The sequence below is a fragment of the Priestia veravalensis genome (assembly GCF_001457055.1).
In the GTDB taxonomy this organism is placed as follows: Bacteria; Bacillota; Bacilli; order Bacillales; family Bacillaceae_H; genus Priestia; species Priestia flexa.
The window spans coordinates 1-15782 of the sequence record NZ_KQ758650.1 but is presented as its reverse complement, the minus strand read 5'-3'; the positions used below and the strand labels follow the sequence as shown (position 1 = coordinate 15782).

Sequence of the window (15782 nt, the reverse complement as noted above, 5' to 3'; positions counted from 1 at the left end):
GCTTTTTATTGTTTACGATACTAGAATAGATATTGACAATCCTTTCTCAATACTAGATAATTAAGTTTTGCTTCAGTTAGTTATTTACAGAAAAAAATAAATGAATTTACCTTTTGAAAGGTTTATATTTACATAGTTAAAGGAGTCATTAATCAATGATGAGAGAGCGATTGCCTTTTACAATTGGACGAGATGAGAATTTTTTTGATAAGTTAAATGAATGGATTGGGGACGTTTTTTACGATCACCTTCCGGATGCAGGGTTGGAGCTTCGAGACGAGCAAATCTTTATGGCCTTTCAAATTGAGCGCGCGTTTAAAGAAAAAAACGTTATTTTTGCAGAAGCAGGAGTAGGTACGGGTAAGACCATTGTTTATCTATTGTATGCGATTTGCTACGCACGCTATGTTGGCAAGCCTGCTATTATTGCCTGTGCGGATGAAACATTGATTGAGCAGCTCGTAAAGGCTGAGGGAGATATCGCAAAGTTATCAAAAATCCTAGATATCAACATGGATGTTCGCCTTGCAAAATCGCAAGATCAGTACCTTTGCTTAAAGAAACTAGATGCAGTTACAAGCCGAACGGATAATGAAAACATTGAAGAAATTTACGAAACATTACCTGATTTTGTACATGATCATAGCGGTATGCAGTCGTTTTATCATTATGGAGATCGTAAAGAGTATTCACATCTAACCGATGAAGAGTGGCAGCAGATTAACTGGGATTCTTTCCAAGATTGTTCTTCTTGTGATCAGCGCCACCGATGTGGTTTAACTCTATCACGTGAACACTACCGCAAAGCGACAGACTTAATTATTTGCTCTCATGACTTTTATATGGAGCATATTTGGACTGTTGAAGCTCGTAAACGTGAGGGTCAGCTACCGCTCTTACCAGAAAGTAGCTGCGTAGTGTTTGATGAGGGACATCTGCTTGAATTTGCAGCGCAAAAGGCATTGACGTACCGTATTAAAGAAGATACGCTTGAGAACTTATTAACACGTTTATTAGAAAATGATGTGCGTGAAGAACTAGCATTAAAAATTGAGCATACAATCGATGTTTATTCGCTATTTTTTGATGCGCTTAGTGAGGCAAGTCAAGATATCGTTGGATCTAATCGAAAGCAAATTGAGCGTACAAGCCGTGTGCAAAAGGTTGGAAAAGAACTGCTTGGTCTTTTGGATAATATTGGAAACGAACTTGTTTTTGAAAGTGAAACCTATACGGTAGATGAATACACGCTTCGCATTGTCGATGAGTATTTAGATCAAATTGACTATTCAATGCGTCTATTTATGGAGAATGAAAATGCAATTTACTGGCTTGAAGAAAAAGATTGGCAGCTAACGCTCGTTATTATGCCACAAGCTGTTAAAGATGTATTAAAAGAGCGCGTATTCTCTAAGAAGATTCCATATATTTTTACCTCAGCGACGCTTTCAGATAATTCATCATTTGATTATTTAGCATACAGTTTAGGGATTGGAAAACCTTTATCATTTTCAGTAGAGTCTCCGTTTGATTATGATGAAAAGATGGACATTACCTGTAAAATGGTAGCAGCTGGCAGTGAAGCATTTGCTGAAAAATATGGTTATACGCTGAAACAGCTTGAAAGAACAAATGGACGAGCCCTGCTACTATTTAATACACGTGAAGAGCTAGCTTTATTTAAAGAAGCATCTAAAGAGCTAAGTGAATACACGTTTTTATTTGAAGGAGATCAAGAAATTAGCAAGCTAGTTTCTCAATTTCAACGTGAAGAAGAAACGATTTTATGTGCGGTTCACCTTTGGGAAGGTCTTGATATCCCAGGTCCATCACTTTCAAATGTTATTTTATGGTCACTTCCATATCCGCCAAATGATCCGGTCTTTGAAGCAAAACGAAAGCAGGTTGCAGATGCATTTTGGGATGCGGATATGCCTTACATGCTGCTTCGTTTAAAGCAAGGCGTGGGACGATTGATTCGTTCGCATGAAGATGAAGGCCTAATTACTATTTTTATGCCGGAAAATACGGATGAGAAGGTTCAAGCCATTATTGAAAAGAATTTACCTACAGCGATAAAAGCTCGCGTTTAAACAATATGAGGATAGCTCGTCTTATGCAGACGGCTATCCTTTTTTGTTTAAAACCTTTAAACTAAAAGCAGAGAATGTAACGATTCTCTACTATATGACATAAGTGCATAGTAAGCTAGTAAGTAAAAAGGGGAGGTTTTTTTATGAAGGAAAATATTCAGCTTGTAGAGCGGGATTTTCATGAATTGATGAAGAAAATCAAAAGTTATCATGAAGCGATGGGTGTTATGTACTGGGATTTGCGCACAGGTGCACCGAAAAAAGGAGTGGAGCAGCGCTCAGAAGTAATTGGCATGCTGTCCTCTGAAGCGTTTAAACTATCTGTTTCTAATGAAATGGCTTCATTCATTCAGCAGTTGACTACTGATACCGCTCAAAATTACATATCCCATACGACAAAGAAAGCGGTAAAAGAATGTCAAAAGGAATATGAGCTTAATAAAAAAATTCCGGCTGACGAATATAAAGAATACGTTATTTTAACCTCTAAAGCTGAATCTGTGTGGGAAGAAGCGAAAGGTAAAGCAGATTTTCAGATGTTTCAACCGTATTTAGAGAAAATCGTAGCGTTCAACCAAAAATTTGTAGAGTATTGGGGATACGAAGGTAATAAATATAACCGCTTACTAGATCTTTTTGAACCTGGAATGACGGTAGAAATCTTAGACAATGTGTTTGGGCAGCTCCGCAATCGAATTGTGCCGCTTGTACAAAAGATTGCTGCTTCACCTAATAAGCCAGAAACAGGTTTCTTATTTGAAACTTTTCCAAAAAATAAGCAGCGTGAATTTAGTTTAGCCATCTTAAAAGAGCTCGGCTACGATTTTGAAGCTGGTCGCTTAGACGAAACGGTTCATCCGTTTGCAACAGGCTTAAATCCAGGAGATGTAAGAATTACAACTAAATATGATGAAAAGGATTTTCGAACGGCAATCTTTGGTACCATTCACGAATGTGGTCATGCTCTATACGAACAAAATATTTCAGAAGATCTAGTTGGTACGGTGCTTTGTGAAGGCACATCAATGGGCATTCATGAGTCACAATCCCTTTTTTATGAAAAATTTGTGGGTAAAAACTTTTCATTTTGGAAGCGTAACTATGACGTGATTAAACGCTATTCAAGCGGTCAGTTTGAGAACGTATCATTAGAAGACTTCTATCGGGCAATTAATCAGTCACAGCCCTCATTGATTCGTATCGAAGCGGACGAGTTAACGTACCCACTTCACATTATGATTCGCTATGAAATTGAAAAAGGATTAATAAATGGTGACATTGAAGTGAAGGATCTTCCTGGGATCTGGAATGATAAATATGAAGAGTATTTAGGCATTCGCCCAAATCATGATGGAGAAGGCGTACTTCAAGATGTACACTGGGCAGGTGGAAGCTTTGGGTATTTCCCTTCCTATGCGCTTGGTTATATGTACGCAGCTCAGTTTAAAAATGCGATGGTAAAAGACTTACCAGATTATGATGAGCTGTTGGAAACTGGTGACGTAAAAGCAATTACAAATTGGTTAACATACCATATTCATCAGTATGGCAAAACGAAAAAGCCGCTTGAAATCTTGCATGACGTGACGGGAGAAGGGTTAAACGTCAATTATTTAATTGATTATTTAGAAAAAAAATACACGGAAGTATACTCTCTTTAATAGAAAAGACGAAGAAGATAAGAATAACCTTATCTTCTTTTGTCGTTTTCACGAACATTTTTAGAATCTTTAATATAAAATGTTCGATAAAAAGGTTTTCAAACATGTAGAATATTGGTATACTAAACACAACTCAATAACGCACTCATATAATGACGAGAATATGGCTCGTAAGTTTCTACCAAACCACCGTAAATGGTTTGACTATGAGTGAGCGGTGACACTTTTAGCTTTCGTCTTATAGGTTAGCTCAAAAACATTGCTCTACTCATACGTGGATGTAGCTATGTTTTTGAGCTTTTTATTGTGAAAAAGAAGTTGGAGGAATTATAAGATGAAAGCATTACAAGAAAAGATTTTAACAGACGGTATTGTACTATCAGATACGGTTTTAAAAGTTGATACGTTTTTAAATCACCAAATGGATCCAGTTCTCATGAAAGAAATTGGAGAAGAGTTTGGCAAACGATTTGAAAAAGAAGGTATTACAAAGATTTTAACAATTGAATCATCTGGTATTGCTCCAGCAATTATGGCGGCACTGAAGCTCAATGTGGAAATGGTGTTTGCTCGCAAGCGTAAATCATTAACTTTACAAGACGGATTAATTACATCAAAAGTATATTCCTTTACTAAAAAAGAAGAAAATGAAATTTCGGTTGCTGAAAAGTTTATTTTGCCAATTGATCGCGTATTAATTATTGACGACTTCCTGGCAAACGGACAAGCTGCACTGGGATTAATGGATATTGTTAAAAAAGCTGGTGCTGATGTCGGGGGCGTAGGAATTGTCATTGAAAAAGCTTTTCAAGATGGCGGTCGCCTAGTTCGTGAAACGGGTGTGAAAGTTGAATCGCTTGCACGTATCGAATCACTAAAAGGTGGACAGGTTACGTTTGTTCCTACGAAGCAAGGAGTGACATCTTAAGATGAATAATGGAAAAGTGCTATCACTAGGATTACAGCATGTTTTAGCCATGTATGGCGGAGCTATTGTTGTGCCATTAATTGTGGGTGGAGCAATTGGATTAACGCAGCAGCAGCTAACTTATTTGGTCGCAATTGACTTGTTTATGTGTGGAATTGCTACGCTATTACAGGTGTGGAAAAATCGTTTCTTTGGTATCGGCTTACCGGTTGTACTAGGATGTACGTTTACTGCTGTAGGTCCAATGATTCAAATCGGAAGTTCATATGGCGTATCGAGCATATATGGCTCCATAATTGTGGCAGGGCTTATGATTGTTATTTTATCAAAATACCTTGGTAAGCTTGTTCGCTTTTTCCCTCCACTTGTCACCGGGTCTGTGGTGACGATTATTGGAATTACGCTTATTCCCGTAGCAATGAAAGACTTGGCTGGTGGAGAAGGAAGCGCTGATTTCGGGAGCTTAAGTAACTTAGCGCTTGGGTTTGGTGTATTAGTACTTATTATTTTATTATATCGTTTTACAACAGGGTTTATGAGATCAGTGTCTGTGTTGGCAGGTCTAATCGTTGGAACCATTGCCGCATCATTTATGGGAAAAGTAGATTTTTCAGGCGTTCGTGATGAAGCTTGGGTCCACGTTCCACACTTCTTTTACTTTGGAATGCCAACCTTTGATTTAACGGCTATTTTAACGATGTTTTTGGTGTTATTAGTAGGGATTGTTGAATCAACAGGTGTATATTTTGCAGTTAGTGATATTTGTAAAGAAGAAGTAACGGAAAAAGATTTAGCTGGTGGATATCGCGCAGAAGGGTTAGCTATTACCCTGGGTGGATTGTTTAATGCATTTCCCTATACGGCGTATTCACAAAACGTAGGGCTGCTTCAGCTTTCGGGTGTTCGCACCAAAAGCGTAGTGTTTGCAGCGAGCGGTATCCTAATTGTTCTGGGGCTTATTCCCAAAATTGCTGCGATTACAACCGTGATTCCAAGCCCTGTATTAGGGGGGGCAATGGTTGCGATGTTCGGGATGGTTATCTCATCTGGAATTAAAATTTTAAGCGAAGTGGATTTACAAAAGCAAGAGAATCTGTTAATTATCGCATGCTCTATTGGAATGGGGCTTGGCGTAACGGTAGTACCAGATTTATTTGCTCAGCTTCCAGAAGGAATTCAAATCCTAACTGGAAATGGAATTGTAGCAGGTAGCTTTACAGCGATTATTTTAAATATTGTATTCAACGTACTGGCGGTTTCAAAAGTAAGAACTCCAGAAACATCTGTACAAAAAGAAATGGTAACAAAATAAAAGTAAAAAGCTCTTAATGCTTGTGTTAGGCAAGCGTTGAGAGCTTTTTTATTGAATAATTTGAATGTTACCATTTCTTTTGCTTTATGCAAACCATTTGCAATGTGCACAAGGATATGCAAAAATAAATTTTCCCAAAAAGGTTTACAAATATAAAGGCTTTGGGTATATCTAAAGTGCAGTTATCAGTTTACCTGACAACATGCAAAAAGAAACATTTCCAATGATAAAGTAGAGAATTAAACGAACACTAACAAAAAGTGATTATTGAATGGTTAGAGGAGTTGATATAGATGATTACAGCAGAAAAAGATACGGTAACATTTGTAGCAAAGGATGGACGTGAAGTAACAATACGTCCAGCAGAGCCCCGTGATGCAAGAGAGATTACAACAGCTGTAGAAGAGATTATTAAAGCGGGGGAGTTTATTCAAAAAGACGCGCCAAAAACCGTTGAAGAAGAACAGAAGTTTATTGAAAGTGTATCAAAGCAAGGGCATATGTATGTTGTTGCAGAAGTCGAAGGAGAAGTTGTTGGAATTGCACGTGTTCTTCGCGGTGAAATTCGAATGAAGCGTCATAGCGGGCTTTTCCGTACGTGGCTAATTTCAAAAGTACAAGGTATGGGAATTGGGAAGCAGTTAATGGACTATACGCTAAAATGGTGCAAAGAAAACGACATGCATAAATTGTCGCTAACGGTGTTTACTTCAAATGAAGTGGCGTATAAATTATACGAAAAAGTTGGCTTTAAGACAGAAGGCGTTATGAAAGAACAAGCTTATATTAATGGGAAATACGTGGACGAAGTATATATGTCTGTATTCTTTTAAATAAATAAAGAAAGCCCAAAAATTTCATGTTCAATACCAGGGAAAATACGTTATACTAAACGTGTGCGCAACAAATAGAACTTCTTCAAAACGAAGCTTTTCCATATCTTATGGAAGAGCTTTTTTTATTTTTCATAAAGAATAAATTTCTAAAAAATTACAGAAGGTATACATAACGAATTAAAGAGGTGAGAACGGTGCCTAAAATTATGTCAACTGGATTTTGTATACCTCCATATGAGCTAAAGCAATCGGATACTGCACAGTTTGCAAAGGATCTATTTGCCGAGTCATTTCGAGATATTAATCGCTTGTTAACGGTATTTGAAAATGGTCAGATTGAAACAAGGCATTTTGCCAAAGGAATGGATTGGTTTCAAGAAGACCACACGTTTGAAGAGAAAAATAATGCATTTATTGAGTCTGCAATTGAACTTGGCATAAAAGCTGTTGAAAATTGCTTAACAAATTCAGCTTATCTCTCAGACAATATTCCCTATGAAGAAATTGATACAATCTTTTACATCTCCACTAGTGGGCTTGCAACACCGAGCATTGAAGCAAGAATTATGAACGAGCTTCCCTTTTCCCCTCACACGAAGCGTATTCCAATTTGGGGTCTAGGCTGTGCAGGAGGAGCTTCAGGTGTGTCAAGAGCACATGAGTATTGCTTAGCGTTTCCGAAAGCAAAGGTACTTGTGCTTTCCATTGAACTTTGTAGCCTGACGTTTCAGCGTAATGATCGTTCAAAAAGCAATTTAATTGGTACATCTTTATTTGCTGACGGAGTAGCAGCTGCTTTAATTGCAGGAGATGAAGCAGACATAAGCGCTTCACAATTGGACACGCTGCCATCAACGTTACATACTCAGTCTACTTTAATGCCAGACTCTAAGGATGTTATGGGTTGGGATATTCGAAACAACGGTTTATATGTTATTTTTTCAAAAGACATTCCTACAATTATTGATTCTTGGTTAGGAAATCAAGTTCAGACATTCCTGGCGAGTCATGGTCTAACTACGCAAGACCTGCGACATTTTGTGGTGCATCCTGGGGGGAAGAAGGTGTTAGAAGCTTATCTATCTACGCTTTCGCTTGAAAGCTCAATGATTGACCATTCACTTCATGTGTTAAAGCATCATGGAAACATGTCATCAGCAACTGTCTTATACGTATTGGATCGGTTTATGAAAGAGAAAATTCCAAGTGGAGAATACGGTGTGTTAACTGCGCTTGGGCCAGGATTTAGCTCAGAGCTCGTCTTACTTCAATGGAGGGAATAACATGCTTATTGATGTCATTTTTGCATTGATTATTTTACAACGTTTAGGAGAACTTGTAATTGCGAAGCGCAATGAAGCCTGGATGAAACAAAACGGTGGATATGAAGCGGGAAAAGATCATTACAAATGGATGGTAGCCATGCATGTTGCTTTTTTTGTGGCGTTGTTTGTAGAAATCCAGCTTATAGACTATCCATTTTCATCGCCTTTTTGGGTATTTGCGGCTTTATTTTTAATGGTGCAGCTGGGAAGAGTATGGGCTATCATCTCATTAGGGAAGTATTGGAATACTAAAATTATTGTAATGCCAAAAGCTCCCGTTGTATTAAAGGGTCCTTACAAATACATTAAGCACCCAAACTATACGATTGTCACGCTAGAGTTCCTTATAATTCCGTTTTTATTTCAAGCGTATCTAACGCTTATAGTGTTCAGTTTATTAAACGTGTGGATGCTATCAGTTCGGATTGTAAAAGAAGAAGAAGCGCTGAAGTTACATACAGACTATGAGGTAGCCATGGATGGAAAGCTACGTTTTATGCCACAGTTAAAAAAATCAGAAAACTAATTGAAAATGATTATCTTTCGTGATAGACTGTAAGTAGCTGATAAAGATTATCAATTTCATCAATAAGAAACGGTGGTGGACATAATGGTTAGTCTTTTTGTAATTGGAGCGTTCGTAACGTGTACGGGTATGGCAACGTATGTCATGAAAAACATTGAAAAAGCGCAGCGTGTATAATTTTTTGAATATAAATAAACGTAAAACTGCCAATGGTTTGGCAGTTTTTTTGCTTTTTTGCATAAGTAAACGGAAGTGGAAAATTCAGTTTTTTATAGGAAAACGCTTTAAAATCAAGTAAAATAAAAAGAGGAATAAGTAGCAGAAATGGAGTAAGTGCACGATTGTAAGTGCCTAACAAAAGGAGTCGAAAGTGATGTCTCAAGTAAGCGTTCAGCATCAAAGGTATAAAACTCTACAATCCTCTCTTTATCATTTACATGAGGCTTTTATAAATGCTGGAGATGAAAAGCAAGCGGAAAAAATTATTCAGTTATTAAGAAAACAAGAAAAAGAAGAGTTTGTTATTGCGTTTTGTGGTCATTTTTCAGCAGGGAAATCAAGTATGATTAATGAACTCATGGGCCAAACAATTTTGCCCGCAAGTCCAATTCCGACAAGTGCTAATTTGGTGTCTGTTAAGGCTGGCGAGGAGCATGCAACCGTTTATTATCGAAAAGAAAAGCCAGTACGTTATGAAGCCCCATATGAGTATGAACAAATTAAATCGTTTTGTGTTGATGGTGATGAAGTAGAGTCCATTCATCTCTCGATTGAAACGGAAGCAATTCCACAAGGAATTGTTGTAATGGATACGCCTGGAATTGATTCAACAGATGATGCTCACCGTGTGTCAACAGAGTCTGCTCTTCATCTTGCGGACGTTATTTTTTACGTGATGGATTACAATCATGTACAGGCAGAGCTTAATTTTCATTTTACAAAAGAGCTACAGGATGCCAATAAAGAGCTGTTCTTAATTATTAACCAAGTTGATAAGCATCGAGATGATCAGCTTACTTTCCAAGAGTTTAAGGAATCTGTAGAAGAGGCGTTTTTAAAATGGAATGTACGACCAAAAGGGATTTTTTATACATCTTTAAAAGATAAGCAATATCCTTATAACGAATTGGCTGTTTTAAAGAAGCATTTGCACACGATGATGGAGAAAAAAGAAAATCGCGGTCAACATATTATGGATTCCATGAAAATGGTAGTAGAAGATCACATGCAGTTTGCAGAAAGCACTGAAGAAGAGAGCCTTCTTGAATATGATGATATTCGTTCACAGCTTCGTCCAAATGAATATCAAAATGCAAAAGAAGAAGCGGCTGAGCTTATAGCGAAGCGAGAAATGATTTTACATAAACGCACAGCGTTTTATACGACGTATCAAAACGAAACAGCTAAAATTATGAACAATGCGAATTTAGCTCCCTATGAGATGCGAGAGAAAGCAAAGGCATTCTTAGAAACAACCAAGCCAGATTTTAAAGTGGGCGTATGGTTTACAAAAAAGAAAACAGAAGAAGAAAAAAAAGAGCGGCTAACGGTTTTTTATGAAGATTTGAAAGAGCGTGTTCAAACAGAGCTACAGTGGCACTTGCAGCAGTACATGCAGCAGCTCATTCAAGATGAAGAGCTCGTAGATTCTTCTCTGTTGGCTAGCGTTCAGCAGTTTGAAGTACCGTTTGAGCCACATGACTTAGTGGATGCTGTGAAAACAGGAGCAACCATTAATGGTGAATATGTCCTTACCTATACAAAGGATGTAGTAGATGCAATTAAGAAAAATACCAATCGTATTCTTTCCGAACTGTATACTCAAATTGAACAAGTAAAGAAAGAAGAAGAAGAACGAATACTCCAAAACATTGAGCAGTCGTTAGCTACGGAGCAACGAATTATTGAGGGCTACGAACGAGTTCAAAAATCTACTCAGCATCTTCAAACCTTGCGGCAAGATTTAAAACAAAAGCTAAATATCTTAAGGCCTCTTGAACCTTTGGAAATGGTGAACCTGTTAGACTTATTACAAGAAGAAATCGAAGTGGGAACAATGGTTGAGGTAAAAGCAGCTCCTATTACAGTCACATCAGAACAAAATGTTGCTGTAGAGGAAGAAGTTCAGTCAAAAACAAAGGTCGATGCGGTTATTCGAGATATTGATGAGTCGACAAAGGTGCTTTCTACATTCAAACAGCTTGAAAAGTTTGTTGGTCGTTTAAAGGAAAAGCGTCATAAGCTTGCAAACCAAACGTTCACAGTGGCACTATTTGGAGCTTTTAGCGCTGGAAAGTCGTCTTTTGCCAATGCGTTAATCGGTGAAAAAGTACTGCCTGTTTCACCGAATCCTACAACGGCAACGATTAACAAAATTATGCCTCCTACAAAGGACTACCCTCATCGAACAGTCGTAGTTCTGATGAAAACGATGGATCAGCTATTAGCTGATATTAACAGTTCCTTGGAACTGTTTAAATATACTATTGCAAACGTAGAAGAGCTAAACGAATTATTGCCAAAATTAACTGTAAAAGAAGAAAACCAGCTGCATTTCTCATTTCTACAGGCAGTGATAAAAGGCTATGAGGATGTTAAGGACGTAATGGGGTCTGAAGTAAACGTTACGATTAAAGAATTTGAAGCGTACGTAGCTAAGGAAGAGAAGGCCTGCTTTGTCCAGCATATTAACCTATATTATGACTGTGAGTTGACTCAGCTAGGAATTACGCTTGTCGATACGCCAGGGGCCGACTCTATCAATGCTCGCCATACGGGCGTTGCGTTTGAATATATTAAAAATGCTGATGCTATCTTGTTTGTTACGTACTATAATCATGCGTTTTCAAAAGCAGATCGTGAATTTTTAATTCAGCTTGGTCGTGTAAAAGATGTATTTACACTAGACAAAATGTTCTTTTTACTGAATGCAGCTGATTTAGCTCAATCTGATGAAGAGCTAGGTCTTGTACAAAATTATGTAAAAACACAGCTTGAAGAGTATGGTATTCGCTTTCCACGCCTCTATCCAATTTCAAGCTTGCAGGCGCTAGCAAATCGAGAAGATAAAATGTTTAAGGCTTTCCAAAAACCATTTTATCACTTCATTACAGATGAGCTAACTCAGCTAGCAGTTGCGTCTGTATACGAAGAGCTTAATCAAGCACTTGCCGTCACGAATGAAATTAAAGATGTTCAAACAAAGTCTGCGGTTGAAAAGCAGCGCTATTTGCAATCTCTTCATATTAAGGATCAACAAATTTCTGCTAAGGTTTCAGAAATGACATTTACGTATGAAGAGCAGCAGCTCGAAAGGGAAAGCAATGAGCTTCTCTTCTATGTGAAAAAGCGTGTCTTGCAACGCTATGATGATTTCTTTAAGGAGTCGTTTAACCCGGCAACGCTTAGAGACGATAAAGGAAATAAGAAAGAACAGTTGGCTGCATGTCTTGACCAGCTTTTACAAGCAGTTGCATTTGATGTCACCCAAGAAATTCAAGCCACAACGCTGCGTTTAGAAACATTTATTCAACGCTTAACAAAAGAGTGGAATCAAACGAATATGAGGCAGCTGCAGCGCTACGAACCAACATTCCACCCTGCTTTTCCGGACATTAATGTGGAAAGCGGCAGCACGCTGGTTAGTCGCTGTTCGTTTGAAAACCTTGAACTATTCCAGAAGGATTTGGCTCTTTATAAAAACAGCAAAAGCTTTTTTGAGAAAAATGAAAAAGCTAAAATGCATGAAGGATTAAAAGCTAAAATTGAGCCGCTGCTTGATGATTATGTGTGCAGTGAGCAAATAAAGCTACAAAATCATTACAATGAACAAATTCACATGTTTGTTTTAACGTATAAACCGACGCTTTTAGAAGAATGGTATGATTATTATAAGCAGCTTCAAACAGCGGTTAATGCAGATTTTCCAATTGAAGCGCTAAATCATACAATTGATACGCTAAATGTCATCGTCGTAGCTCATCAAAATGAAAGGACATAAGATGAACGATAATATCGAAGAACTGTTGGATTCAATTGAGAAAAAGCATGATATCACGATTTTGTTTGCGTGTGAAGCAGGAAGCCGGGCGTATGAATTACATACGCCTTCTAGTGATTATGATGTACGATTTATTTATAAATATGAGTCCGCACGCTACCTTGAGTTACATCGACCTGAAGACGTTATTACAAGCATAGATAAAAACTATGATCTTCAAGGGTGGGACGTTTATAAAGCACTGCATCTCTTTACAAAATCGAATCCTTCTCTTTATGAATGGATACACTCATCGGTTTGCTATCGTAATGTGAAAGGGTTTCGTGAAAAGATTTGTTTTATGATGAAGGAACAGTATTCGCTAAAAGCGCTAGGGTTTCATTATTTTAAACTTTTGCATCAAAATAGTAAAAGAAATCTGACATCTTCTGTTACAATAGAGGATATAAAAGTTGTTCTTCATATGGCTAGGGCATACATGGCATTAACCGTTTTAATTCAGGGTAGGGAATTACCGCCTACGTCGTTTTTTAAGCTTGTTAACGGCTTTAAAGCTGATCCTTTAGCGCAGGTGATTACAAAGCTTAGCGGTGCTAAAAAACAAGTCGTACACATAACAAGTAGTGAGATAAAGGAAATAAAAGCTTTGCTTGAAAAAAAGCTCCCTCATTTTAAAAACGAACTTGTTAATTTGCCGGATAAAGACGCTAGCCTCGAAGACATTAACCTATTCTTAGCACAACAGCTTACATAATGGAGGAACAAAAATGAGCGTACACAAAGCAATATCAGAACATTCAAAGAAACAGCATGAACTTGTTAAAGCATTTGTCAGACTAGATACAATGCGTGAGCAAGCAATTGAAGCAACGGTGCTTTTATGTAAAGAAGGCCAAGAATTTTCAACGGATACGATTAACGCTGTGACGGCTCAAATTAATGAGCTTGCAAAAAATAATGGAATTGTACCAACACGTCAATTTGTAACGAAAGAAATGGTCGAAGAATACGTTCAACGCTTAAATAATTAAACAAATGAAAGCCGTCTTCTAATGGCGGCTTTCGCTTGTTTATTGAATTGAAAACAAGAGGGAAATTGCCCATTAGCTCCCGGTGTTACCTTATTTTTCGCAGTGTTTGATTTCAAAACAAATCCATACTAATGAATGTACCAACGAGGTACAAACAAAGGAGGGGATTGTAATGGGACGTACAAAATCAGGTAATGCAAATGCACAACGTAATAACAATGCAAAACAAAAACATAACACAGAGTTTGCTTCTGAGTTCAAAGCTAACCAAGCTCAAAAAGCGAAAGCTGCTAAAAAAGCAAACGGTGCACATGCTGAAGAATTTGCATCTGAATTTAATGTACAACAAAATCAAAACAATTCTTCTAACCAAAAGCTTGAAGTTTCTAAAAATGCTAAAAAAAACCAATATAACCAAGAATTTGGTTCTTATGCTGAAGTAGAATCAGCAAAGATGAATAATAAAGTACAAAAGAAAGCTTCTAAGAAAAACAACCACTAAGTCATAGTGAGCGTCGAAAATGCCAGAAACATTCATGATGCGAGTGAATGTTTTCGGCATTTTCTTTTTTACACAATAGTAAAAGAGGTGAGCATGTTGAACAAAGGTATTGGCTTGTCACTTTCTTCAATATTGTTGGCACAAACATTAAAAATTCCCATTAAAAAATATCAAACAGGTGTATGGGACGTATCAATGATTGGAGCATCGGGGGGAATGCCTAGCTCTCACTCTGCCGGGGTCTCTTCTTTGGCTACCTATGTAGGTTTAACCAAAGGCGTTTCTAGCATTGAATTTGGGATTGCAACCGTGTTTGGAATCATTGTTATGTATGATGCACAAGGGATTCGTAGACAAACTGGTGAAATTACCATTAAGGTAAATACGTTAGATGAAGAAATTGAAAAGTTAGCCGGGCTTCCTGATAAAGGCTTTCATGACTTAACTGAACAAAAGCTAAAAGAGATGCTAGGGCATCAGCCGGCAGAAGTACTTGCAGGTGCTCTCCTAGGTGTAACCATAGGATTAGTTGGCTATTTGTTTGGTGAAAAATAATGGTCAAATTTTTATAAATACGCTAAGATAAAGAAGGAACCTTTATAAAGGATGGGATCGGATCGTGACAAAAATGGTAAACTCCTTAGAAGAATACCTTCTTTATCTTGAGGAAAAAGGCTTTTCTTTAAAAGAAGATGCAAAGGGCTTTATTGCATTTGGTCAGCAATATACAAAAATGCCGGATGAAATGGTTATTTTTTCCGTTGAATGGACTTTAAAAATGCAAAAGGAATTCGATGGTAGCTTTTTTGTTGCGCTGCTAGAGCAACTTGCCGCACAAAAGGTGAAGACGAGAAAACAGGCAATGCAAGTATTAAAACAGACCGGAATGATTTGAAGCAGGAGCTTATAGTCCTGCTTCTTTTTGATGAATAGCTTCTCTAGCAAGCTGATCAGCTCCGCTATTCTGGCTGCTTGGAACCCACTTAATAAAAAATAAATCTATTTGTTTGGAGAGCGTTAGGGCTTTTTCGAGGAGAGGAAGAAAAGCTTTATTTTTTACATATTCTCTGTTCATAGCCGCATCTACAATTTGCGAATCTGTTCGAAAAGAAACCATCGTATACTGTTTTTCTAAACAAAGTTCTAAAGCTTTTATTAAGGCGTAGAATTCAGCTTCATGATTACTCATCACTTGTAAGGGAATAGAGTAGCGGTGGTGCTCCCCGTTACCTTTTATAATAATTCCAGCACCAGATGGCCCAGGATTTCCTGCAGAGGCGCCGTCGATATATACTTCTATCATTGTTATCACTCCATTATATAGCGTAGTCAGTCAGATAAGTTGCAATTAAATTAACTCTATTGTACCACTAACGTCGCATAAATATTGACTGAATTTTCTGTTTTCTTATTTTTCCGTTTGAGAAGAAAAATGAAGACACGTGAACAGAGGTAGTAATCATCCATTTTTTCACTATAACCTTTGGCGAGGGCGACAGAGACGGTTAAACCTTTACGGGACAGCTCTTCCTGCTATTTTTCGAATCCAAATGTGTGCGGATTTCCAC

The 15782-nt window shown here is 37.7% G+C and carries 14 protein-coding genes and 1 riboswitch; of the genes, 13 read left to right on the top strand and 1 reads right to left on the bottom strand.

The features are described 5' to 3' along the window. Positions 1–155 precede the first annotated feature (155 nt). The 13 genes from AS180_RS10980 (at position 156) to AS180_RS10920 (ending at position 15109) form a co-directional block, all read left to right on the top strand. Positions 156–2093 (top strand): ATP-dependent DNA helicase, encoded by a 1938-nt coding sequence (locus tag AS180_RS10980; protein ID WP_062686813.1) that lies wholly within the window; start codon positions 156–158, stop codon positions 2091–2093. 143 nt (positions 2094–2236) lie between these two features. Next, positions 2237–3754, top strand: a complete 1518-nt coding sequence (locus tag AS180_RS10975; RefSeq protein ID WP_025909374.1) for a carboxypeptidase M32 — start codon at positions 2237–2239, stop codon at positions 3752–3754. A 125-nt stretch (positions 3755–3879) separates the two neighbouring features. Further along, a riboswitch (purine riboswitch) is annotated at positions 3880–3981 on the top strand. Between the two features lie 107 nt (positions 3982–4088). After that, positions 4089–4682, top strand: coding sequence for a xanthine phosphoribosyltransferase (locus tag AS180_RS10970; RefSeq protein WP_025909375.1), 594 nt, complete (start codon positions 4089–4091; stop codon positions 4680–4682). Between the two features lies 1 nt (position 4683). Further along, complete coding sequence (locus AS180_RS10965) at positions 4684–5994, top strand: nucleobase:cation symporter-2 family protein (protein WP_025909376.1); 1311 nt, start codon at positions 4684–4686, stop codon at positions 5992–5994. A 293-nt stretch (positions 5995–6287) separates the two neighbouring features. Beyond that, entirely contained in the window at positions 6288–6827 is a 540-nt protein-coding gene (locus AS180_RS10960) for a GNAT family N-acetyltransferase (protein WP_025909377.1), read from the top strand. Positions 6828–7024: 197 nt separating this feature from the next. Continuing rightward, positions 7025–8113 (top strand): type III polyketide synthase, encoded by a 1089-nt coding sequence (locus tag AS180_RS10955; protein WP_025909378.1) that lies wholly within the window; start codon positions 7025–7027, stop codon positions 8111–8113. A 1-nt stretch (position 8114) separates the two neighbouring features. Beyond that, entirely contained in the window at positions 8115–8681 is a 567-nt protein-coding gene (locus AS180_RS10950; protein WP_025909379.1) for an isoprenylcysteine carboxyl methyltransferase family protein, read from the top strand. A 373-nt stretch (positions 8682–9054) separates the two neighbouring features. Continuing rightward, a complete protein-coding gene (locus AS180_RS10945; RefSeq protein ID WP_025909380.1) occupies positions 9055–12681 on the top strand; it encodes a dynamin family protein in 3627 nt (1208 codons plus the stop codon). 1 nt (position 12682) lies between these two features. After that, positions 12683–13435: a DNA polymerase beta superfamily protein gene (locus tag AS180_RS10940; RefSeq protein ID WP_025909381.1), complete on the top strand. Its 753-nt coding sequence runs from the start codon at positions 12683–12685 to the stop codon at positions 13433–13435. 13 nt (positions 13436–13448) lie between these two features. After that, positions 13449–13712, top strand: a complete 264-nt coding sequence (locus tag AS180_RS10935; RefSeq protein WP_025909382.1) for a YpbS family protein — start codon at positions 13449–13451, stop codon at positions 13710–13712. Between the two features lie 172 nt (positions 13713–13884). Continuing rightward, positions 13885–14214, top strand: coding sequence for a hypothetical protein (locus AS180_RS10930; RefSeq protein WP_025909383.1), 330 nt, complete (start codon positions 13885–13887; stop codon positions 14212–14214). Positions 14215–14310: 96 nt separating this feature from the next. After that, positions 14311–14769, top strand: a complete 459-nt coding sequence (locus AS180_RS10925) for a divergent PAP2 family protein (RefSeq protein ID WP_025909384.1) — start codon at positions 14311–14313, stop codon at positions 14767–14769. A 73-nt stretch (positions 14770–14842) separates the two neighbouring features. After that, positions 14843–15109 carry a DUF6123 family protein gene (locus AS180_RS10920; RefSeq protein ID WP_309599127.1) on the top strand — a complete coding sequence of 89 codons (267 nt, stop codon included), beginning with the start codon at positions 14843–14845 and terminating at the stop codon, positions 15107–15109. 9 nt (positions 15110–15118) lie between these two features. Here the strand turns inward: AS180_RS10920 and AS180_RS10915 are convergent, their stop codons facing one another. Next, positions 15119–15517 carry an RNase H family protein gene (locus AS180_RS10915; protein ID WP_062686812.1) on the bottom strand — a complete coding sequence of 133 codons (399 nt, stop codon included), beginning with the start codon at positions 15515–15517 and terminating at the stop codon, positions 15119–15121. Positions 15518–15782: the final 265 nt, after the last annotated feature.